The sequence below is a fragment of the Marinactinospora rubrisoli genome (assembly GCF_042664915.1).
In the GTDB taxonomy this organism is placed as follows: domain Bacteria; phylum Actinomycetota; class Actinomycetes; order Streptosporangiales; family Streptosporangiaceae; genus Marinitenerispora; species Marinitenerispora rubrisoli.
Window position 1 is genome coordinate 133,345 of record NZ_JBHTBH010000002.1, and the last position, 20,739, is coordinate 154,083.

23 protein-coding genes are annotated in these 20,739 nt (G+C 73.6%); 14 read left to right on the plus strand and 9 right to left on the minus strand.

Annotation, left to right across the window (positions count from 1 at the left end; all coding sequences use genetic code 11):
* Positions 1-331: 331 nt before the first annotated feature.
* Complete coding sequence (locus ACFQRF_RS04770) at positions 332-1,720, plus strand: hemolysin family protein (protein ID WP_379869180.1); 1,389 nt, start codon at positions 332-334, stop codon at positions 1,718-1,720.
* On the plus strand, positions 1,717-2,727 hold the full coding sequence (locus ACFQRF_RS04775; RefSeq protein ID WP_379869181.1) for a hemolysin family protein: 1,011 nt from the start codon (positions 1,717-1,719) through the stop codon (positions 2,725-2,727). The genes ACFQRF_RS04770 and ACFQRF_RS04775 overlap by 4 nt, the downstream gene beginning before the upstream one ends.
* 70 nt (positions 2,728-2,797) lie before the next feature.
* Here ACFQRF_RS04775 and ACFQRF_RS04780 read toward each other — a convergent pair whose 3' ends face one another.
* Complete coding sequence (locus ACFQRF_RS04780) at positions 2,798-3,970, minus strand: MFS transporter (RefSeq protein ID WP_379869182.1); 1,173 nt, start codon at positions 3,968-3,970, stop codon at positions 2,798-2,800.
* A 54-nt stretch (positions 3,971-4,024) separates the two neighbouring features.
* Between ACFQRF_RS04780 and ACFQRF_RS04785 the strand changes: the two genes are divergently transcribed.
* Together ACFQRF_RS04785 and ACFQRF_RS04790 are read left to right on the plus strand one after the other, a co-directional pair.
* On the plus strand, positions 4,025-4,774 hold the full coding sequence (locus tag ACFQRF_RS04785) for an AraC family transcriptional regulator (protein WP_379869184.1): 750 nt from the start codon (positions 4,025-4,027) through the stop codon (positions 4,772-4,774).
* A gap of 176 nt (positions 4,775-4,950) precedes the next feature.
* Positions 4,951-5,211: a hypothetical protein gene (locus tag ACFQRF_RS04790; RefSeq protein ID WP_379869185.1), complete on the plus strand. Its 261-nt coding sequence runs from the start codon at positions 4,951-4,953 to the stop codon at positions 5,209-5,211.
* 114 nt (positions 5,212-5,325) lie between these two features.
* Here ACFQRF_RS04790 and ACFQRF_RS04795 read toward each other — a convergent pair whose 3' ends face one another.
* Positions 5,326-5,712 (minus strand): hypothetical protein, encoded by a 387-nt coding sequence (locus ACFQRF_RS04795; RefSeq protein WP_379869187.1) that lies wholly within the window; start codon positions 5,710-5,712, stop codon positions 5,326-5,328.
* A gap of 179 nt (positions 5,713-5,891) precedes the next feature.
* Here ACFQRF_RS04795 and ACFQRF_RS04800 point away from each other — a divergent pair, with 179 nt between their 5' ends.
* Positions 5,892-6,827, plus strand: coding sequence for a DMT family transporter (locus tag ACFQRF_RS04800; RefSeq protein WP_379869188.1), 936 nt, complete (start codon positions 5,892-5,894; stop codon positions 6,825-6,827).
* 55 nt (positions 6,828-6,882) lie between these two features.
* On the opposite strand, the gene ACFQRF_RS04805 is transcribed toward ACFQRF_RS04800, so the two are convergent.
* On the minus strand, positions 6,883-7,344 hold the full coding sequence (locus ACFQRF_RS04805) for a MarR family winged helix-turn-helix transcriptional regulator (protein ID WP_379869190.1): 462 nt from the start codon (positions 7,342-7,344) through the stop codon (positions 6,883-6,885).
* A gap of 127 nt (positions 7,345-7,471) precedes the next feature.
* On the opposite strand from ACFQRF_RS04805, the gene ACFQRF_RS04810 reads away from it, so the two are divergent.
* The gene (locus tag ACFQRF_RS04810; protein ID WP_379869192.1) at positions 7,472-8,119 is read left to right on the plus strand and encodes a nitroreductase family protein; all 648 of its coding nucleotides are present in this window, start codon (positions 7,472-7,474) and stop codon (positions 8,117-8,119) included.
* A gap of 32 nt (positions 8,120-8,151) precedes the next feature.
* On the opposite strand, the gene ACFQRF_RS04815 is transcribed toward ACFQRF_RS04810, so the two are convergent.
* The gene (locus tag ACFQRF_RS04815) at positions 8,152-8,343 is read right to left on the minus strand and encodes a hypothetical protein (RefSeq protein WP_379869193.1); all 192 of its coding nucleotides are present in this window, start codon (positions 8,341-8,343) and stop codon (positions 8,152-8,154) included.
* A 191-nt stretch (positions 8,344-8,534) separates the two neighbouring features.
* On the opposite strand from ACFQRF_RS04815, the gene ACFQRF_RS04820 reads away from it, so the two are divergent.
* Both ACFQRF_RS04820 and ACFQRF_RS04825 read left to right on the plus strand, forming a co-directional pair.
* The gene (locus ACFQRF_RS04820; RefSeq protein WP_379869195.1) at positions 8,535-9,623 is read left to right on the plus strand and encodes an FAD-dependent oxidoreductase; all 1,089 of its coding nucleotides are present in this window, start codon (positions 8,535-8,537) and stop codon (positions 9,621-9,623) included.
* Positions 9,624-9,691: 68 nt separating this feature from the next.
* The gene (locus tag ACFQRF_RS04825) at positions 9,692-10,654 is read left to right on the plus strand and encodes a nucleoside hydrolase (protein WP_379869197.1); all 963 of its coding nucleotides are present in this window, start codon (positions 9,692-9,694) and stop codon (positions 10,652-10,654) included.
* A 31-nt stretch (positions 10,655-10,685) separates the two neighbouring features.
* Here ACFQRF_RS04825 and ACFQRF_RS04830 read toward each other — a convergent pair whose 3' ends face one another.
* Together ACFQRF_RS04830 and ACFQRF_RS04835 are read right to left on the minus strand one after the other, a co-directional pair.
* The gene (locus ACFQRF_RS04830; protein WP_379869198.1) at positions 10,686-11,537 is read right to left on the minus strand and encodes an SRPBCC family protein; all 852 of its coding nucleotides are present in this window, start codon (positions 11,535-11,537) and stop codon (positions 10,686-10,688) included.
* 287 nt (positions 11,538-11,824) lie between these two features.
* Positions 11,825-12,289 carry a hypothetical protein gene (locus tag ACFQRF_RS04835; RefSeq protein ID WP_379869200.1) on the minus strand — a complete coding sequence of 155 codons (465 nt, stop codon included), beginning with the start codon at positions 12,287-12,289 and terminating at the stop codon, positions 11,825-11,827.
* A 235-nt stretch (positions 12,290-12,524) separates the two neighbouring features.
* On the opposite strand from ACFQRF_RS04835, the gene rpmG reads away from it, so the two are divergent.
* Genes rpmG through rpmF form a run of 3 tightly spaced genes read left to right on the plus strand, consistent with a single transcriptional unit; the run spans position 12,525 to position 13,179 of the window.
* Positions 12,525-12,689: a 50S ribosomal protein L33 gene (gene rpmG, locus ACFQRF_RS04840; protein WP_379869201.1), complete on the plus strand. Its 165-nt coding sequence runs from the start codon at positions 12,525-12,527 to the stop codon at positions 12,687-12,689.
* Positions 12,690-12,728: 39 nt separating this feature from the next.
* Entirely contained in the window at positions 12,729-12,974 is a 246-nt protein-coding gene (locus ACFQRF_RS04845) for a type B 50S ribosomal protein L31 (protein WP_379869203.1), read from the plus strand.
* A gap of 34 nt (positions 12,975-13,008) precedes the next feature.
* On the plus strand, positions 13,009-13,179 hold the full coding sequence (gene rpmF, locus ACFQRF_RS04850; RefSeq protein ID WP_379869204.1) for a 50S ribosomal protein L32: 171 nt from the start codon (positions 13,009-13,011) through the stop codon (positions 13,177-13,179).
* 1,125 nt (positions 13,180-14,304) lie between these two features.
* On the opposite strand, the gene ACFQRF_RS04855 is transcribed toward rpmF, so the two are convergent.
* The 3 genes from ACFQRF_RS04855 to ACFQRF_RS04865 are packed head-to-tail and all read right to left on the minus strand — an operon-like array spanning position 14,305 to position 17,143.
* The gene (locus ACFQRF_RS04855) at positions 14,305-15,153 is read right to left on the minus strand and encodes a citryl-CoA lyase (protein ID WP_379869206.1); all 849 of its coding nucleotides are present in this window, start codon (positions 15,151-15,153) and stop codon (positions 14,305-14,307) included.
* Positions 15,150-16,373 carry a CaiB/BaiF CoA transferase family protein gene (locus tag ACFQRF_RS04860; RefSeq protein ID WP_379869207.1) on the minus strand — a complete coding sequence of 408 codons (1,224 nt, stop codon included), beginning with the start codon at positions 16,371-16,373 and terminating at the stop codon, positions 15,150-15,152. The genes ACFQRF_RS04855 and ACFQRF_RS04860 overlap by 4 nt, the downstream gene beginning before the upstream one ends.
* Positions 16,370-17,143 (minus strand): IclR family transcriptional regulator, encoded by a 774-nt coding sequence (locus ACFQRF_RS04865; RefSeq protein WP_379869209.1) that lies wholly within the window; start codon positions 17,141-17,143, stop codon positions 16,370-16,372. Before ACFQRF_RS04865 ends, ACFQRF_RS04860 begins: the two co-directional genes overlap by 4 nt.
* Positions 17,144-17,519: 376 nt before the next feature.
* On the opposite strand from ACFQRF_RS04865, the gene ACFQRF_RS04870 reads away from it, so the two are divergent.
* From ACFQRF_RS04870 to ACFQRF_RS04880, 3 genes are read left to right on the plus strand one after another with little or no spacing between them, the layout of a single operon-like run.
* Entirely contained in the window at positions 17,520-18,509 is a 990-nt protein-coding gene (locus ACFQRF_RS04870) for a Bug family tripartite tricarboxylate transporter substrate binding protein (RefSeq protein ID WP_379869210.1), read from the plus strand.
* Positions 18,506-19,138 (plus strand): tripartite tricarboxylate transporter TctB family protein, encoded by a 633-nt coding sequence (locus ACFQRF_RS04875; protein ID WP_379869212.1) that lies wholly within the window; start codon positions 18,506-18,508, stop codon positions 19,136-19,138. The genes ACFQRF_RS04870 and ACFQRF_RS04875 overlap by 4 nt, the downstream gene beginning before the upstream one ends.
* On the plus strand, positions 19,138-20,694 hold the full coding sequence (locus tag ACFQRF_RS04880) for a tripartite tricarboxylate transporter permease (RefSeq protein ID WP_379869213.1): 1,557 nt from the start codon (positions 19,138-19,140) through the stop codon (positions 20,692-20,694). The genes ACFQRF_RS04875 and ACFQRF_RS04880 overlap by 1 nt, the downstream gene beginning before the upstream one ends.
* Positions 20,695-20,739 lie beyond the last annotated feature (45 nt).

A 20,739-nucleotide genomic window follows, 5' to 3' on the forward strand; every position in this document is an offset into this window, starting at 1 on the left:
TCGCCCACCGCGCAACGGCGCCCGGTGGGCCGCCGGTGACCCACATCCGACGCCATGTCCACGTAGCTCCGCGGCGAAGCGGCGGAACGCCGCCACGGCGATCCGGGGAACCTCGGAAGATTCCGCGGCTCCGCGATTCAACGGCGGCACCACGGGAACTTCTCAACCTCAACGAACGTATTTCGTTACACCCGACCAGAGAGAGGATCATGGACCCGTCCCGAAGTAGCAGCAGCGTCCTCGACGGACGCTGTGCCCCAGAACACGACGAGCCTCCTTCACCAGGCGGCGCGCGCGCCGAGACTGACCGCTCCGAGGCGGTGCGTGCGACATGAGCATCATCGTCAACATTCTCCTCGGAGCGCTGGTGGTCTTCCTGATCACCGTTGCGACGGGGTACTTCGTCGCCCAGGAATTCGGATACATGGCGGTGGACCGGTCCCGGCTCAAGGCCCGGGCCGCCGCGGGTGACGCGGGTGCCAAACGCGCACTCGGCATCACCAACCGGACCTCGTTCATGCTGTCCGGCGCCCAGCTCGGCATCACCGTCACCGGACTTCTCGTGGGCTACATCGCCGAGCCCATGATCGGCGCCGGGATCGGCGAACTGCTCGGCGGCGCCGGCGTTCCCGCCGGTGTCGGCATCGCCGCCGGAACCGTGCTGGCGCTGCTGTTCTCCACGATCGTGCAGATGGTGTTCGGCGAGCTCTTCCCCAAGAACCTCGCCATCGCCCGGCCCGAGCCGGTGGCCCGCTGGCTCGCGTTGTCGACCGGGATCTACCTGAAGCTGTTCGGCTGGCTCATCTGGCTGTTCGACCAGGCCGCCATCCTGCTGCTGCGCGCGGTGCGCATCGAGCCGGTCGAGGACGTGCAGCACGCCGCGACCGTGCGCGACCTGGAGCGCATCGTCGAGGAGTCCCGCGAGAGCGGCGATCTCCCGGCGGAGCTTTCCACGCTGCTGGACCGCACGCTGGACTTCCACGACCGCACCGCCGACCACGCCATGATCCCCCGCCCCCAGGTCACCTGGGTGGAGGTCGACGACCCGGTCAGCCGGGTGGTCGAGCTCATGGCCAGCGGCCACTCGCGCTTCCCCGTCCTGGGGCACGACGTCGACGACATCACCGGCGTCATCTGCCTGCGCGACGTCCTCGCGCTCGGCGACCGGGACCTCGACAGCGTGCTCGTCAAGGAGGTGGCGCGGCCCGCGGTCATGGTGCCCACGTCCCTCCCGTTGACGAGCGTGCTCGGCCAGCTGCGGGAGAGCGGCGAGGAGTTCGCCTGCGTGGTGGACGAGTACGGCGGCCTGGCCGGCGTCATCACCATGGAGGACATCGCCGAGGAGCTGGTGGGCGAGATCGCCGACGAGCACGACCCCGAGGACGAGGGGCAGGCGCGCGTCGGCGACGACGGCACCTGGCTGCTGCCCGGGGCGCTGCACGTCGACGAGGTCGAGCGGCTGCTCGGCCACGACCTGCCCGAAGGGGACTACGAGACGATCGGCGGGCTGGTCATCAACGAACTTCGCCGGCTGCCCCAGCCCGGCGACACCGTGCACGTGGACCTGCCGCGCCACCCCGGCGCGGAGGAGGATGAACCGCACCGGTTCGTCACCCTTTCGGTCGAGAAGGTGGACCGGCACGTGCCCGAGTCGGTCCGGCTGCGCCTCACCGAGGTGGCCGTCGACACCGAGAACGCGGATCGTGAGGTGCGCGCATGAGCGACATGAACCCGGCGCTGGCCCTGCTCATCTCGGTCGGCATCATCGCGCTCAGCGCGTTCTTCGTCGCGGTGGAGTTCGCCCTCGTGGCGGCGCGCCGCTACCGGCTGGAGGAGGCCGCCGACAGCAGTGCCTCCGCCCGTGCCGCGCTGCGCAGCGCCCGGGACCTGTCACTGCTGATGGCGGGCTCCCAGCTCGGCATCACGCTGTGCACCCTGGCGCTGGGCGCCATCACCAAGCCGGCCGTGCATCATCTGATGGAACCGCTGTTCCACGGCTGGCTGCCCGAGGCGGTGGCCTACGGCGTGTCCTTCGTGGTCTCGCTGATCGTGGTCACGTTCCTGCACCTCGTCGTCGGGGAGATGGCGCCGAAGTCGTGGGCCATCTCGCACCCGGAGAAGTCCGCGATCATGCTCGCGATCCCCATGCGGGCGTTCATGTGGTTCACCCGGCCGGCGCTGGTGGTGCTCAACGGGCTGGCCAACTGGACGCTGCACCGGTTCGGGGTGGCCGCGGTGGACGAGGTCGCCTCCGGGCACAACCCGGACGACCTGCGGGAGCTCGTGGACCACTCGGCCAAGGCCGGCGCGCTCGACGAGGAGCGCCGCGACCAGCTGGCCACCGCGCTGGAGGTCAACTCCCGGCCGCTGCGCGAGATCGTCACCCCCAAGGAGGAGCTGGCCGGGGTCGGCCCCGACGCCTCCCTGGAGACGATCCAGCAGGCGTCCCGGGAGAGCGGCCACCTCCGGCTGGTGGTCCGCGAGGGAGATCAGCCGATCGGCGTGCTGCACGTCCGCGACGCTCTCACCAGCGGACCGGACACGACCGCGGCCGACCTGATGCGCCCGGTGCTCACGCTGGACGCCGGCACGCCCATCTACGCCGCGCTCAGCATCATGCGGGAGAGCCGCAGCCACCTCGCCCTGGTGGAGGACACCGAGGGCCTGGTGGGGCTGGTCACCCTGCAGGACATGCTGGACCGGCTGCTTCTGGGCACGGCGGCCTGACGGCGGCCGAGGGCCGAACCGGTGGCCGGCGCCCCCGTGGGGGTGCCGGCCACCGGCGTTACCAGGCGTGTCACCGAGGGGCGCCGGCGGCCCCGGCGGCGGCCGGTTCGGGCAGTCGCCGGACCAGCAGCCAGGCGAACGCGGGCAGCACCGCCAGCGGAGCCAGGGCCACGGCCAGCGAGGTGGCGTCGGCGGCGGCCCCGATGACGGGACTGGCCACCCCGCCGACGCTGACCGTCAGCCCCAGCGTGACGCCGCTGGCGGTACCGACCCGGTCGGGCAGGTAGTCCTGGCCGAGGGTGACCTGCAGTGAGAAGGGCAGGTAGAGCCCGGCCGCCGCCAGGGCGACGAACAGGTAGCAGGCCGGTCCGGGCACCAGCACCACGCCCGCGACGGCCGGCACCATCGCCAGATAGGACCAGCGCACGCACCGGACGCGGCCCCACCGTTCGGCGGCCCGGCCGCCCAGGACCGTGCCGGCCGCCCCGCCCGCGAACAGCAGGAAGAGGGCGGCCGCGCCGGCAGTCTCGCCGCCGCCCGTGCGCTGGGCGACGTGCAGCGCGATGAACGAGCTCAGCCCGGTGAAGACGATCGAGCGCAGCACGACGGCGAGGGACAGCCGCACGAACGAGCGCACGTCGGTGGCCGTTCCTGCCTGCCGGGCCGCGGCCGTGCGGGCGGCGGCCACGGCGGAGGCGGCGCGGCCGTCCCGCAGCGCCGCCGCGCACAACACCGCGCCCGCCAGGGCCGGCACGCCCAACAGCGGCGAGGCTCCGAGGCCGCCCACGGCGACCACCGGGGTGACGAGCAGCGGGGCGGCGGCGAACCCGACGTTGCCGCCCACGGAGAACCAGCCCATGGCGGTGTGCCGGCCGCGGGCGGCGCGCCGCGCGGCGCGGGCGGACTCGGGATGGAAGGCGGCCACGCCCACCCCGGACAGCGCGACGGCGGCCAGTGTCAGCTCGTAGGAGTCGCTCATACCGCTCACCGCGATGCCGGCCCCGGCGACGGCCGTGCTCACGGGCAGCAGCCAGGGCAGCGCCCACCGGTCCGTCAGCGCGCCGAAGAGCGGCTGCACCACCGACGACAGCAGCGAGGCGGCGAGCACGATCCCGGCCGCCGCGGCGTACCCGTAGGACCGGTCGGCCACCAGGAAGGGGACGAGGGCGGGCACGGCGCCCTGGTAGAAGTCGACGCAGGCGTGGCCCACGGCGAGGAGGATGACGGGTCTGTTCTTCGACACGCACCGATCATGGCCGCCGGACCGATTGTCCGGCTTCCGATAAAATGCCAGACGATGCCGGTTCCCCGCCACGTCCCGGTGGCTCCCACCCACGTCCGGCCGCTGCCCGCCGGCGGCGGCATCGACGCGCACCGGCACGACGACCACCAGATCGTCTACGCGGGCCGCGGCGTCCTGGCGATCACCACCGACGCCGGTTCCTGGGTGGCGCCCGCGACGCGCGCCATCTGGATCCCCGCCGGCACCGTGCACGCGCACCGCGCCTACGGCGAGACCGACATGCACACCGTCGGCCTGCCGGCCGCGGAGAACCCCTTGGGGCTGCGCGCCCCGACGGTGCTCACCGTCGCGCCGCTGCTGCGCGAGCTCATCCTCGCCTACACCCGCGCGCCGCGGGACGACACACCGGAACGGCGCCGGCTGCGCGCCGTGCTGCTGGACCGGCTTCGGGTCTCCCCACGCCAGCAGCCCGTCCACCTGCCGACCGCCCGTGACCCGCGCCTGGCGGCCGTGTGCGCCGCGCTGTGGGAGAACCCCGCCGACGATCGCACGCTCGCGGCGCTGGGCGCCGAGGCCGGGGCGAGCGCCCGCACGCTCTCCCGGCTGTTCGCCGCGGAGACCGGCATGTCGTTCCCGCAGTGGCGGATGCAGCTCCGCCTGCAGCACGCCCTGCGGCTGCTCGCCGAGGACACTCCGGTGACCGCCGTGGCGCACCGGTGCGGCTGGTCCTCCGCCAGCGCCTTCATCGACGTCTTCCGGCGCGCCTTCGGGCACACGCCGGGCGCGCACCGGATCCCGGGGTGACCGGCGGGCCCCGCGAGACTGCCGCCCGTCGGTGTTCCGTGCGGGGTGGCACAGTGGCACGGACCCTGGTGGTTCGGCGCCATCAGGTCGAGACGGTCCGCGAACCCGGGCCGGCCGAGATCTCGGTACGCGCGCGCCCACAGCGGTCGCGGCACGGCGAAATAGCGGCTCGGCCCGTGGACGAAAACGTCCTTGATCGCGAGCGGCGCGGTCGCCGGGTATCCGGCGTCGAGCCAGGATTCGGCGGCGATGAGCTCCGGTTCGAGCGGCGGGTGGTCCGCGACCACCGGCGTCCGGCCGGCGAAGGCGTCCGCGGGGGCGAGGACGCCGATTCCGTCCGCACCGACCTCGTGCCGCCACCCCTCGGGCACGTCGACGACGGTCCCGGCCTCGGTGACCGGCAGACCAGGGAGCCGTTCCAGGACACCCCTGGGTAGGCCCGGCCGGGATCCGGCCGCACGCCCGGCTCGGCGGCGAGGCGATCGAGGAGAGGCCGGTCGGCCGCGCGCGCGTCGAGGAGGTACCGGTTCTCGGCGAGCCGGACGTCCGGGTCACGCCGTGGTCGTGACCGTCGGCCAGGGCGACCGGGTGATCCGTCCGTCCCGGCTCCGGCGCGGGCACCGGCCACCCGACGTACCCGCCGTCGCCCAGAGCGCCGAAGGGCGCGAACTCCGGCGGGGAGAACAGGGGTGCGGCGGGCCGCCGCACCCACTCCTCGAACTCCGGGTCGCCGCCGCACCCGTCCGGCGGGCGGGGATCCGGTCCAGGTCGAACATGGAGTCGAAGTGGGTCCGCAGCAGGCCCTGATCGCAGGGCTCGTTCTCCAGGAAGAAGTCGTAAGCGTGCCGCCAGGCGATGTCCACGAGGGTGCGCAGCCCGGGCGGGGTGCGGAACGGGAAGAGATCGTCCTCCCAGGGCGGCGGTGTCGTGTCGGCCACGGCACCAGAGCACGTCCCTGCCCCGTCGCCGCCCGAACCGGCCGCTCCGCGCCGCCCCCGTGGGAATCGGGGACCTCCGCGCGCTGTTGTCGCCTGCGGATCAGCCGCACCGCGACACATAGCGACGAACAGAATGGACCTCCCGATGCGCGAACGCGACGACCGCCGGAGCGCGGCCCGTGGGTGAGAGCCGCCGAACCGACCGGATGTGGGCGGTCGCGCTGGCCGCCGGCCTGTGGGGCACCTCCGCCCTGATGCGCGAGCCGCTCGCCCGGGAGCTGCCCGCCCCCACCATCGTCATGTACGAACACCTGCTGATCGTGCTGTGCCTGTCGCCGCTGGTGTGGCCGGCGGTGCGGGCCCTCGCCGGGGCGGGGCCGCGGGTGCTGGCGGCGATGCTCGTCGTCGGTGCCGGTTCGTCCGCGCTCGCCACCACGCTGTTCACCGCGGCCTTCACGTTCGGTGACCCGGTGACGCCCCAGGTGCTGCAGAAGCTGCAGCCGCTGTTCGCGGTGCTGCTCGCGGTACTGCTGCTCGGCGAGCGCCTCACCCCCCGGTACGCGTGGTACGCGCTGCCGGCGCTGGCCGGCGCGTGGCTGCTCGCCTTCCCCGATCCGCTGGCGGTGAGCGTCAGCGGCGTCCAGGCGGCGGGGCTGGCCGTGGGAGCGGCCGTGCTGTGGGCGGCCGGCACCGTGCTCGGCCGGCTGGCCGGCACCCGGCTGCCGGTCCGGCACGTCACGACGCTGCGGTTCACCATCGCCCTGCCGGTGACGCTGCTCATCGTGCTGGGCACCGGTTCGCCGCTGACGGTCGGGGCGTCGCACCTGCCGCTGCTGGCGGCGCTGGCGCTCATCCCGGGCCTGTGCGCGCTCGTCCTGTACTACTGGGGGCTGAGCCGCACCGCCGCGAGCCGGGCGACGCTGGCCGAGCTGGCCTTCCCGCTGGTCTCGGCGCTGGTCGGGGTGGGCGTGCTCGGCGCGGAACTCGTCTGGAACCAGTGGCTCGGCGCCGCCCTCGTGCTGGCCGCGGTGACCGCCATGGCGTTGAGCCGGTCGCGCACCGCTCCGGGCGGTGTCGTGGCCGCCGGTTCTCCCTCGGCGCCCGTTCCGCGCTGACCCCGTCGCGGTCGGGGCCGGCGGGACGGCCGCTCCCCCGCCGGCCCGGCCCCGATCAGTCCCGGACGCCCAGCAGCTTGCCGAGCAGCCCGGTGAGCTGGTCACGCTCGTCCGGGGTGAGGGCCGCGAAGGTCCGGTCGAGGAACTCCGGGACCGTCGCCTCCGCCGCCGCGAGCGCCCGCCGCCCGGACTCGGTGACGGTGACCGCGTAGGCACGGCGGTCCTCGGGGTCCCGCTCGCGGCGCACGTGACCGGCGTGCTCCAGGTCGTCGCAGAGGCCCACCATGACACTGCGGTCGATGCGCAGTTCCTCGCTGAGCGTCTGCTGGGAGCACGGGCCGACCGCCGTCAGCATGCGCAGCACCAGGTGCCGGCCGACGCCGAGCCCCTGCTGCTCCGCGTGCGCGTCGGCGGCCCGGGCGACGGCGGCCGAGGCACGGCACAGCGCGATGTCCGGGCGGTCGGCCGCCAGGCGCGGAAAGTAACTGGGGCGGGGTCGCCCGGTCGTCGGTGGCATCGGATCTCCCTTCGCGGCGTCCGACCCTACCAGCTTCATCTCTGGCCAGATCATTTGACGGCAGACGGACCGCATCGTAGATTCGCCGATCATCTGCACACAGACGAATCGGACGGACCGTCGCCTCATGACGCTGAACCTCACCCCCGACGAACTGCTGTCCACCACCCGGGCGGTGCGCCGCCGCCTCGACCTGACCCGGCCCGTGCCGCGGAAGCTGATCGAGGAGTGCGTCGACCTCGCCACCCAGGCGCCCACCGGCCGCAACCGGCAGCGCTGGCACTTCATCGTGGTCACGGAGGAGCCCCGGCGCCGGGCCGTGGCCGACGTCTTCCGCCGCGCCCTCGCCACCGGCGGCGGACGGCCGGTGACCGAACGAGACCTGCGGCGTATGTACGCGCACCCGGGATCCATGGAGCGGATCTCCGCGGGGCTGCGGCACCTCCACGACAACGCGCACCGGGTGCCCGCCTTCGTCATCCCGGCCGTGGAGGGGCGGACGGACGGCGCCTCCGTGCTGGACCAGTCCATGACCTGGGGATCGATCCTGCCCGCGGTGTGGAGTTTCATGCTGGCCGCCCGCGCCCGCGGGCTGGGCACGGTGTGGACCACCGCCCAGGCCCCCCTGGAGCGGGAACTCGCCACGGTGCTCGGCGTCCCCCACGAGGACGTCATGCTCGCCGCATTCGTCCCGCTCGCCTACACCATCGGCACCGGCTTCCGGCCGGCACGGCGGATCCCCCGCGCCGAGGTTCTGCACTGGGACCGATGGTGACCCGTGAGGCACGGCCTGCGCCGTGCGGCGGCTCAGTCGCCGCCACCACCGCCGCCGCAGTCACCGCCGTCCCCGGAGCCGTCGGTGGAGTAGTGCCCACCGCCGGTATCGCCCACCACGTGACCGCGCCGCCGGCGCGGCGCCGCGCCGCTCCCCCCACCGGTCATGATGCCGAACAGCACGACGATGCCGAGCACCACGCCCACCGCCATCATCACGTCCATCTCGCGCCGCCTTCCCCACGCCTGCCATCGGTGTCGTGGCCGTCCGTGACGGCCTTTCCCCTTCGACGGGGGAAGGGCCGGACCGGTTGCGGCGGGAGCGGGCCGGGCCGGAACTCCGCGGCCACTACCGTTCCGCACCGCCACGTCGTACCGGTCGCCGAACGTCCACGTCACCGCGATAGCGTCGGACCATGACCGATCAGGCGACCGACGTCGACGTCGTCGTCATCGGCGGTGGTCAGGCCGGACTCGCCGCCTCCTACTTCCTGACCCGCCGCGGCTACACCGGCCCGGGCGACCAGGTGGTGCTGGACCGGGGACCCGGCCCGGGCGGCGCCTGGCAGCGGGTATGGCGGTCGGTGCGCCTCATCTCGCCCGCCGCCTACACCCGGCTGCCCGGCCTGCCGTGGGAACGGCCGGGGCTGCCGCCGCCGGACGGTCCGGAGGTCGCGGCGTACTTCGCCCGCTACGAGCGCCACTTCGCGCTGCCCGTGCGCCGGCCGGTGGTGGTGCGCTCCGTACGCAACGACGGCCCCGACGTCACGGTGACCCGCGGCACTCCCCTGCTGGTGGAGACCGGCTCCGGGACGTGGCGGGCCCGCGCGATCGTCAACGCCACGGGAACCTGGGACCGGCCGTTCATCCCGGCGGTACCCGGCCGGCACGGCTTCCGCGGGCGGCAGTTGCACGCCGCCGGGTACGACGCGCCGGAGGAGTTCGCGGGCGCCCGCGTCATCGTGGTCGGCGGCGGCAACTCCGCCGCCCAGATCCTCGCCGAGCTCTCCGAGGTGACGGACACCCTGTGGGTGACCCGCCGCCCGCCGGAGCTGCGCGCGGGCCGGCCCACCGAGGCCGACCTGGTGGCCGTCACCGACCAGGTGGCCGAACGGGTGGCCGCCGGGTTGCCGCTGCGCAGCGTGGTCAGTTACACCGGCATCAGCCGGACGCCCGCGGTGCGCGCCGCCGAGGAGCGCGGCGTGCTGGTGGCCCGGCCGATGTTCCACCGGATCACCCCGGACGGCGTGGCCTGGGCGGACGGCCGCGCCGAGCCCGCCGACGTGATCCTGTGGGCCACCGGCTTCCGGCCGGTGCTCGGGCATCTCGCCCCCCTGCGGCTGCGGGACCCGCGCGGCGGCATCCGGATGATCGGCACCCGCACGGCGCCGGACCCGCGAGTGCACCTCGTCGGCTACGGTCCGTCGGCGTCCATGATCAGCGCGCACCGGGCGGCGGCGGCCGCGGCCCGCGAGATCGCGGCCGGGCGCCCCGCCCCGTCGTGACGGCGGCCGGACCCGGCTGCCACCCTGGACGCGTACCCCGGAAGAGCGCCGAGCACCAGGAGCCGCCCATGACCGTCCCGCTGGTCATCGACACCGACACCGCCCAGGACGACTGCGTCGCGCTGCTCGCCGCGCTGCTGGATCCGCGCGCCGACCTGCGGGCGATCACGATGGTGGCCGGCAACGTCGGTTTCGACCGCCAGGTGCGCAACGCGTTCCTGACTCTGAACGCCGCGGGCCGGCTCGGTGAGGTCCCGGTCCACCTCGGCTGCCGGCGGCCGCTCGTGCGGCCGTGGCAGAGCGCCGAGAACGTGCACGGCGACGGCACCGGCGGGCTCGACGCCGACCTTACCGGGTGCGGCCCCGAGGAGGAGCACGCCGTCGACGCCCTGGTCCGGCTCGCCGCGGAGCGCCCCGGCGAGCTCTCGGTCGCGGCGATCGGCCCGCTCACCAACATCGCGATGGCGGCGGCGAAGGACCCGGCCTTCCCCGGCAACCTCCGCGCGCTCTACGTGATGGGCGGGTCCAACAACGGGCGGGGCAACATCACCGCGGCCGCGGAGTTCAACTTCTACGTCGACCCCGAGGCCGCCCGGGCGGTGTTCGCGGCGGGCTTCGCGATCACGGTCGTCCCCTGGGATCCGCTGACGCTGCGCCAGGCGGTGTTCGGGGACGCACGGCTCACCGAGATCGCCGCCCTCGGCACCCCGCTGTCCCGGTTCTTCACGCGGGTGTGCGCGGCGACACTGGAGTTCGACCGCCGGGTCGGCATCGACGGCACGACGCACCCGGACTCCCTGACGGTGGCGCTGCTGCTCCGCCCGGAGCTGCTGCGCCGCGCGGCCGGGTACCACGTCGACGTGGAGACCGCCGGTGAGCTGACCCGCGGCTACTCCGCCATGTCGTGGGGCGTGCACGGCCTGGCCCCGAACGCCGCCGTGGTCGAGGAGGTCGACACCGACGGGTTCTTCGGGTACCTGCGCGACCTGCTGGCCCGGCCGGTGCCGCCGTCGCGGCCCTGGACCGGTTGAGGCGCCCGCCCGGCCGGGCCGGGCGGGCGCCTCAGCGGACCTCGGCCTCGTTCCAGGCGTGCCCGCGCTCGTGCAGGCGCTTGATCGCCCGCAGGTACGCCTGCCAGCCGCCCTGGAAGTCGGTGGCGAGGCCGGCGTCCTCGAACCGCCCGTGCACGACCATGACCTGCGTGGCGCCGTCGACGTCGGCGAGCTCCCACCGCACCACGGTCTCCGGCGTGTCCGGGTAGGTCCAGGTGTAGGCGAGCGCCCGGCCGGGGTCGAGCAGCAGGATGTCGCCGGGCCCGTGGTCCCACCCGAAGTCGTACCGCCCGCCGACCCACGGCTCCACCGACGCGGTGCCGCCGGTCCACTCGCTGAGCGGGCCGGACTCGATGAGGGAGGCGTAGACGTCGCCGGAGGCGGCGTCGATCGTCACCTCCGCGCGGGCACGGCCGTCGCGCACCGGCCCCGGGTCGAACCTGGGGGCCAGGCGGCGTCCCTCGACCAGGTTGACGAGGTTGTCCACCGCGAGGTCCCAGAAGTAGTACGGGACGTTGCCGCCCGGGGTGCCCGACGGCGGGCGGGGCTCGTGGGTGACGGTGATCTCGGTGTCCCCGTGCTCGCCGGGCTCGATGCGGACGGCGACCGTCGCGGGGCCGGAGGTCAGGTCCCAGGCGAACCGGAGCAGCCGGCCGGGGCGGTGCTCCAGCAGCCGCTGGCGGGGGCGGTCGCCGTCGGGGGTGTGCCGGCCCCAGAAGGTGTAGCGGCCCTGCGCCAGGTCGATGTCGACGTTCTCGGTGAGCCAGGCGCGCACGGCGCCGGGATCGGTGAGCGCGCGGTGGACCGCCTCAGGCGGAGCGGCCGCGCGGGATCGGATGGTGAGGACGGACGGCTGATCCATCGGTTCGCTCTCCTTCGCGCTGCGCTCCGGCGTCTTCCTTTCCGATCCTGCATCGCGGGCCGACGGATTCCGCCGCGTGGCGGTTCAAGAGAGCTTCCCGCTTCGGTCATGGCGCGGGCGGCCTGCGGCCGCGAGTGGCCGAGCCGGTCGCCGGGCGGTGATCCACTGGATGACGGCGGTGTGCGCCGGGGGCCGCGACGGCGCGGTCTCCCGAGGCGGGCACGGCACTCGGGCCGAGCCCCGGAGGGCCCGGCCCGGTCGAACCGGCGTGCGGCGTCCGGCCGGCGCTACGGCCGGACGAGGAGGATCGAGTTGATCGGCGTCAGGTCCTTTTCGATGTAGTAGCCCGCCGGAAGGTGACCCTGGCAGTCCCCCGTTCCGTTGGCACCCGTGCAGGTGCGGGCCGTGGCACCGCCCGTCTGGTTATTGAAAACGTAGTGCAGCCCCACCTGACCGTAGATGTTGTGGGCTCCGTAGCTGTAGAAGGCGTGCGACGGGCGGTCGTTGTTCCACCCGGCGTTCTGCGGATAGATGCACACGGCCCCCGAGGGACAGCCGCGCACGGTGGCAGCGGCCTCGGCGGCGTTCGCGCTGGTCATACCGACCGTGGCGAGTGCGGCCACGGCGAACGTCAGCGCTGCGGCCTTGGTGATCTTTCGCATTTCTCTCCCCGTTTTCCCCGTTGTGCTGCGAACCGCGACAAGCCGAAATTCCCCGCTGGTATGCGGCGCGATGCGGTGCAGCGCGGTCACAATCGGAATTCTGCGCGAAATGCCGCGGCCCGCGCGATCTGTTTCGGCGTACGGCGAAAGTCGGTGCTCAACGGGCCGGCCCATGGTGCGGCCTGGCGAGGGCGCGCGCGGCAGGCACCGTGAACCCGGCGCCGGCGGCGCTCGATCAGACCACCAGACCGGGAATGAAAACGGTTATCATTCGCTTGTAGCATGTGCGGGTCCCCGCCCGCCTCGACGAACGGAGGGCTCACCAATGGCGCGCGACTCCCTGCGGCCCGTGATCAAACTGCGGTCCACCGCGGACACGGGCTACACCTACGTGACGCGCAAGAACCGGCGCAGCACGCCGGACCGGCTGGTGCTGCGCAAGTACGACCCGATCATCCGCCGGCACGTGGACTTCCGCGAAGAGCGCTGACCACTGCCCGCTCACGACCGCCCCGACCAGGAGAACCCAATGAGACCCGGAATCCACCCCGAGTACCGCCCGGTCGTCTTCCGCGACCGCGCCGCCGACTTCGCGTTCCTCACCCGCTCCACCGCCACGAGCGACCGGACGATCGAATGGACGGACGGCAACACCTACCCCGTCATCGACGTCGAGGTGTCGTCGGCCAGTCACCCCTTCTACACCGGCCGCGGACGGGTCATCGACACCGCCGGACGTGTGGAGCGCTTCCAGCGCCGCTACGGCCGATCCTGAACCCGCCGCACGCTCTCGAAAGGAGGCCACCGCCATGGCCGTTCCCAAACGCAGGACGTCCCGATCCAACACCCGCAAGCGCCGCTCGCAGTGGCGGGCCACCGTGCCGGATCTCGTCCCGGTGGAGGTCGGTGGCCGCCGCGCCCTCGTCCCCGCCCGGCTGGTCCCCGCCTACCGGCGCGGGCTGCTGCGGCTGCCGGACTGACCGCGGCGCACGGCCGCCGACGCGGGGCCGCTGCGGCCGGCCGTGCACCGTACCCGCCGTGCCAGGTGGCGCGCCCCACCCGCGCGCGCCCGCCGCGCCGGGCCGGCCGGTGCCGTCCAGCGGCGCGATGCCGACCGTGCGGAGCGGTAAGACCTAGAGCACGGTGGCCGAAGAACCGCTGCGCCCGGCCAGAGCGAGCCACAAGAGCCAGGAACGGGACGGGTGCGGTTCGCGGGCACCTGGCACAGACCGCATCCGCCAGCCGGGGCGCCGGGCCGCTGGATGGCCGATGGGGTTGGGTTCCCTGAACCGGCCGCGGGCCTGGCGAAGGGCACCGACGGCCAGGGGCGACGACGCACCTGGCCGCCCTTCCCTCCGCATCGTACGGCCATCAGGTCCGAGGGACCATCCCCGCGCGTGCGGGGAGCACATGACGCTGACGTCCAGGTCCTCCTGGGCGTTGGGGCCATCCCCGCGCGTGCGGGGAGCACGGCGTACCGGCGGGCGCGGGACGCGGCGATGCGGGACCATCCCCGCGCGTGCGGGGAGCACTACGCCCACGTGCCGCTGAGCGATGCGCCGCCGGGACCATCCCCGCGCGTGCGGGGAGCACATTACCCGGTACCACATGCGGTTCCGTTCGCGGGGACCATCCCCGCGCGTGCGGGGAGCACACGCTCCGCCCCAGAAGCTGTGATGATTCCGGCGGGACCATCCCCGCGCGTGCGGGGAGCACTCTTACTGACCTGCGACGTTATCAGCGCGGAGTCTCGTTTTCGACCACTTTCCCAATGAACGGTGACTCAGCCAACCGAGGAGAACCAAGCCTCACCCTCAGCGACGTTGACGTGGACGGTACGTCCCACGGCCGGCCCCGGGGCGCGCGCGCACCGCCGGGCGCGTGATGCGCGCCCGGACCGGTGGCGCGGCCATCCCGGACCGAGAGCGCCGCGCCGCACGCCCCCGGGGCCGTGGCGCGCACCTGGCAGCGGTTCCGCAGCCTCAACGCGGCACCCCGGCCGAACGGCCGGATCGCTCACGGCCACCGTCGCTGATCGACCACGCCCACCGAAGCGGACGCACCCTCATCCACGCCCCAGCGGCCCGGCACCCCGGCCGGCAGGGTCAGCGCTCAGGCACCGGCCGGGTCGCGGGGCCGGTGTAGGAGGCGAGCAGCCGCCGCGGGATCGGGCCCTTGATGCGGGCGCCGCCCTGGCGCTCCTCCCAGGCGTGCGCGAGCACGCCCACCGAGCGTGCGAGCACGAACAGGCCGCGCCCCAGCTCAGGGGTGAACCCCAGCTCGGCGTAGATCACCCCGGTGGCGCCGTCGATGTTCATGGGCACCGGCCGGGTCCGGCCCGCCGCAAGGGCGCGCTCCAGCGCCTCCGCGGCGGCGAGGTGCTCGCCCGCCACCACGCCGGAGTGGACCGCGTCGGCGACCAGGCCGAGCAGCGGGTCGCGGCGCGGGTCTCGCGGGTGGAATCGGTGCCCGAAGCCGGGGACGTAGCGGTGGTCGGCGCGGTGCTCGGCGACGACGTCGGCGGCCACGTCGGCCAGCTCCTCGCCGGCCCGGTGCCGGTCGCGGACCGCGGCCAGCACCTCCATGCACTGCTGGCCTGCGCCGCCGTGCACGTCGCCGAGCAGGTTGACACCGCTGGCCACGGCGTTGTTCAGCCCCACCCCGCAGGTGACCGCCATGCGGGCCGCCGCGATGGACGGTGCCTGCGGGCCGTGGTCGACGGAGGCGAGCAGCGCGGCCTCCAGCAGCCGGGCCTGCCGCGGATCGGGCAGTTCGCCGCGCAGCAGCAGCCAGACGACGTCCACGAAGGACGCGGTGCCGATCAGCTGCTCGACCGGGTAGCCGCGCAGTTCGATCTCACCCGGCGCGATGCGGGTGACGCCGGTGGCCCACCAGTCGCTGACCTCGCGTTCGGTCATGGTCGGTTCCTCGGCCTGGATCGCCTCTCGGGTCACAGCACCCCGTCCTTCCGCAGCGTGGAGATCTCGTCGTCGTCGTAGCCGAGCTCGCGCAGGAGCTCGTCGGTGTGCTCGCCCAGCAGCGGCGGGGAGCCGGCCGGCGCGCACGCATGGCCGTCCACGTGCACGCCGCTGCCGAGCACGCGCACGCTCCGGTCGTCACGGCCGGGAAAGTCCAGCTCGTGCACGAGGCCGCGCTCGGCGATGTGGTCCAGGCCGACGACCTCGGGGACGTCGAGCACGCGGGCGGCGGGCACGCCCGCGTCGGACAGCAGCCGCTCCCACTCCAGGGCGGGCCGGGCCGCCAGGGCGTCCTCCAGTTCGGAGCGCAGTTCGGCGCGGTGCGCCTTGCGCGACTCGCGCTCGGTGAACCGTGGGTCGGCGGGAAGGTCGGGGCGCCCGACCAGGCGGCACAGCGTCTCGAACTGCCGCTGCTGGTTGGCGGCGATGTTGAGGGCGCCGTCGCCGGTGCGGAAGGTGCCCGAGGGCGCGGCGGTGCCGTTCTCGTTGCCCATCGGCCGCGGCTCCACCCCGGCGATGAGGTAGTTGGACACCGCCCAGCCCATCGCGGTGACCGCGGTCTCCAGCATCGACACGTCCAGGTGCGTGCCCTCGCCGGTGCGCTCCCGCCGCACCAGCGCCGCGGCGACGGCGAAGGCGGCGGCCAGCCCGCCCAGGGTGTCGGCGATCGGGTAACCGGCGCGCAGCGGGGTGGCCTCAGCGGTCCCGGTGACGCTCATCATCCCGGACAGGCCCTGCACGATCTGGTCGTAGGCGGGCCGGTCGCGCATCGGACCGGTCTGGCCGAACCCGGAGACCGCGCAGTACACCAGCCGGGGGTTGAGCTCGCGCAGCCGCTCCGGGCCGAAGCCGAGCCGGTCCAGCACGCCGGGACGGAAGTTCTCCAGGAGCACGTCGGCTCCGCTGATGAGCCGGCGCAGCACCTCGCGGCCACGCTCGTCCTTGAGGTTGGTGGTCAGCGAGCGCTTTCCGGCGTTCTGGGCGAGGAAGGAGGCGCCGAGCAGCTCGCGATTGAGGCCGGGGTCGGCGCCGAGCTGGCGGGCCAGGTCGCCGCTGCCGGGCACCTCGACCTTGATGACGTCGGCGCCCATGAGGGCGAGCTGGTAGCTGGCGAAGGGACCGGCCAGCACGTTGGTGAGGTCGAGGACGCGCACGCCGGCGAGGATGCCGGCGGTCCGGGGGGCGGGGGGCGTCACGGGCGGCCTCCCGCTCCGAGGTCCAGGCCGATATCGGAGACGCGGGCGGCGGCCCGGGACACCGCGGCGGCGAACTCGGTCACGGCGGCGGAGGTGAACCGTGCGGTGGGACCGCCTAGCGCGACGGCCGCCACGACGGTACCGCCGGGGCCGGTCACGGGCGCAGCGACGCCGGAGACGCCGGTCTCGCGCTCGCCGTGGCTCACCGCGTAGCCGTCGCGGCGCACCTCGGCGACCCGTTCGCGCAGCGTCTCGGCGTGGTGGGCGCCCTGCGGCGAGGCGACGGCGACCCGGCGCAGCAGGGCGTCGTCGGCGCCGAGCAGCAGCACCCGCCCGGCCGCGCCCGCCCACAGGGGCAGCTCGTCGCCGACGTTGAGGACGTGCCGCAGGTTCTGCGGCCCCTCCTCCTGCGCCACGCAGACCCGGCCGATGTCGCTGCGGACGTAGAGGTTCACGGTCTCGGCGGTCTCGGCGACGAGTTCGCGCATGACCTGGCGGACCTCCTCGGGGATCCGCCAGGTGGTCCGGGCCAGCGCGGCCCAGCGCAGCAGTCCCGGCCCGATCCCGATCCGCCCGTCGGGGCGGGTCCACAGCAGGCCGCGCTGTTCCAGCGTGCCCACCAGGCGCAGCACGGTGCTCTTGGCGAGCCCGCTGTGCTCGGTCAGCTCACGGACGGCGCGGTGCTGGTGGCGTTCGTCGAACAGCGCGAGCAGGTCCAGCGCACGCAGCACGCTGCGCACGCCGGAGTCCTGTTCACCCGTGGTGCCCATGCCGTCACCTCCTCCACACGTTCGGACCATCTGGTAGCCCATTCATACCACCAGATGGCCCACACGTCGCCCCGCGTGACCCGATGACCCAGTGACCGCACGCACAGTGACGCGTGACCACGGTCCCAACACCGGACCGCGCCACTCTTCCGCCGAGACCACAATGACGAACACGACCAAAACGACCTAAAGATGTACCTGATGGCACGCGATGCGCCATGCTCGCGAAAATGACCTACCGTGACCCAGGTCACCGGCCGACCCCGTCACGGCTTGACAGCCCGGCATGTGACGCGCATCATGTGCCGGACTGAAGTGCGGACTTATCGGACCACACAGTGGACCACGCGACGACGCAACCCGAAAGAGCCCCCTCATGAGCAAACACTGGATCCTGCGCACCGTCGGTGCGGCCGTAGCGGCCGTCATCGTCGGTGCCGCCGTGGTGAACGCCGGGTCGACCGGCGAGAACGTCTCGGAGGCCCGCGCGAAGCTCACCATGATCGTGCCCGCCGACCCGGGCGGCGGCTGGGACCTGGTGGCGCGTGAGGCGCAGAACGCCTACCGCGGGGGCGACATCGTCGCCAACAGCCAGGTGGTCAACGTGCCCGGAGCCGGCGGCACGATCGGTCTCGCCCAGGCCATCCGCCTGGAGGGCCGGTCGAACACGCTCATGGTGACCGGCACGGTGATGATCGGCGGCATCGTGGTGAACCGGTCCTCCCACTCCCTGGAGGACGTCACCCCCATCGCCCGGCTCGCCGACGACTACGAGGTCGTCGTCGTCCCGGCGGACTCCCCTTACCAGGACATGGGCGACCTCGCCGAGGCCCTGCGCGACGACCCCGGCTCGGTGGCCATCGGCGGCGGGTCCCTCGGTGGCACGGACCACCTGCTCGCCGCCATGATCGGCCGCGACGTCGGGACCGACCCCCAGGCGGTCAACTACGTGCCGTTCGCCGGCGGCGCCCAGGCCCTCACCTCGCTGCTCTCGCACAGCATCGACGTCGGCATCAGCGGCTACAACGAGTTCTCCGACCAGGTCGCGGCCGGCAACGTGCGCATCCTCGGGGTCTCGGCGCACGAGCGCGTCGACGGCATCGACGCCCCGACCCTGGCCGAACAGGACATCGACGCCGTCCTGCCGAACTGGCGAGGCGTCATGGCGCCGCCCGGCATCACCGAGGAGGAGCGCCAGGAGCTCACCGACATCGTCACCGAGATGCGCGCGACGCCGGAATGGCAGGACACCCTGGAGCGCAACCGGTGGGACGACACGTTCCAGACCGGGCCGGAGTTCGAGGAGTTCCTCGCCTCCGAGATCGACCGCATCACCACCGTCACCGAAGAACTGGGGCTCGCATGACCACCGACACCTCGACCACGACGCCGGCGCCCGCTGCGACCGCGGCCGCGCGGCCCGGCTGGTGGCAGGGCCGCAGTGAACTCCTGGTCGCCGCGCTCGTCCTCGCCATCGCCGCCTTCCTCGGCTACCAGACCGCCACGATGGCCGTGCCCCCCGGCGCCGAGTCGCCCGGCCCGCGGTTCTTCCCCACCATCGTCACCGTCTTCATGTTCGGGGTCGGCATCGCGCTGGCCGTGCAGGTCATCCGGCGGCCGGCGAGGCCCGCCGACGGCGCGGCGGCCCCGGACGACGGCGCGGACGCCGCTCCCGCCGGTGAGGCCGCCGGCACCGCAACCGACGGTGCGGACGCCCCCTCGGCCGCGACGGCCGCCGCGCCGGCGTCGCGCGTCGACTGGCGGACCGTGTCGATCGTGGTGGGTTCCCTCACCGCGTTCATCCTGCTGCTGCAGCCGGCCGGGTGGATCCTGTCCGCGGCGCTGCTGTTCTTCGGCGTCAGCTACGCCATGGGCAGCCGCCGCATCCTGTTCGACATCACCCTCTCTCTCGTCTTCTCCTCGATCATCCAACTCGCTTTCGTCGCCGGTCTCGGGCTGCCCCTGCCGGCGGGGGTCTTCGGAGGCATCTTCTAGTGGACGCGCTCAACCATCTGCTCACCGGGTTCGCCCACGCTCTGACACCGGAGAACCTGCTGTGGGCGCTACTCGGTGTGCTGCTCGGCACCGCCGTGGGCGTGATCCCCGGCCTCGGTTCGTCGATGGCGGTGGCGCTGCTGCTGCCCATCACGTTCTCGCTCGATCCCACGAGCGCGTTCATCATGCTCGCCGCCGTGTACTACGGCGGTCTGTTCGGCGACTCCACCGCCGCGATCCTGATGAACACGCCGGGCCAGAGCTCGGCCATCGCCACCGCCCTTGAGGGGTACAAGATGGCGCGGCGCGGGCGCGCTCCGCAGGCGCTCGCCACCGCCGCGATCGGCGCGTTCATCGGCGCCATCATCTCCACGTCGCTGGTGGCGTTCTTCTCCCCCGCCATCATCGCGCTGGCGTTGCGGTTCGGCCCCGCCGACTATTTCGCGCTCGCCGTGTTCGCGTTCCTCGCCACCTCCGCGGTGGTGTCGCAGTCGATCGTCCGCGGACTCGTGGCGCTCGGCATCGGCCTGGCGATCTCCCTGGTCGGCATCGACTCGCTCAGCGGCGCCGAACGGTTCACGCTCGGCATCCCGCAGCTCTTCGAGGGCTTCAGCATCATCACCATCACCGTCGCGCTGCTGGCGATCGGCGAGGTGCTGCACGTGGCCGCCCGCATCCACGTCGACGAGGGGCACGAGAAGCAGCTCCGGCATACCGGCACCCCGTGGCTCCGCCTCGCCGACCTGCGGCGCACCGTCCCGGCCTGGCTGCGCGGCACTGCGTTCGGCCTTCCCTTCGGTGTGATCCCGTCCGGCGGGTCGGAGATCCCGACCTTCCTGGCCTTCGGCTCCGAGAAGAAGCTGGCCGAGCGCCGGGCCCGGCGCGGCAAGGGCGAGAACGAGTTCGGCAAGGGCGCCATCGAGGGCGTCGCCGCCCCCGAGTCGGCGGGCAGCGCCACGGCCGGAACCGCCATGGGCGCCCTGCTCGGCCTCGGCCTGCCGACGTCCGGCACCGCGGCGATCATGCTGGCCGCCTTCCAGCAGTACGGCATGCAGCCCGGCCCGCTGCTGTTCGAGCGCAACGGGGACCTGGTCTGGGCCCTGCTGGCCAGCCTGTTCATCGCCAGCACGATGCTGCTCATCCTCAACCTGCCGTTCGCGCCGATGTGGGCCCGGCTGCTGCTCATCCCCAAGCCGTACCTGTACGCGGGGATCGCGGTGTTCTCGGTCCTGGGCGTGTACGCGGCGAGCTCGGCCATGGCCGACCTGTGGTTCATGCTGCTGCTGGGCCTGGTGGGGTTCATGATGCGGCGGTACGAGATCCCGCTCGCGCCCGTGCTCATCGCGGTCATCCTCGGCCCGGTCGCGGAGTCGGAGCTGCGCCGCGCCCTGCAGGTGGGCCAGGGTGACGTCACCGTGCTGTTCAGCAGCGCGATCAGCGTCGGCCTGTACGCGGTCCTGCTGCTCGTCGGCGGGGTCATGCTGGTCAACCGGATCCGCGCCCGCCGCCGGGCGGCGGCGGAGGCGTCGGCCCCGCGCGCCGGAGTCGCGGGCTAGCCGTACCCGCCGGGGCGGGGCGGCCGGGTCTCCCGGCCGCCCCGC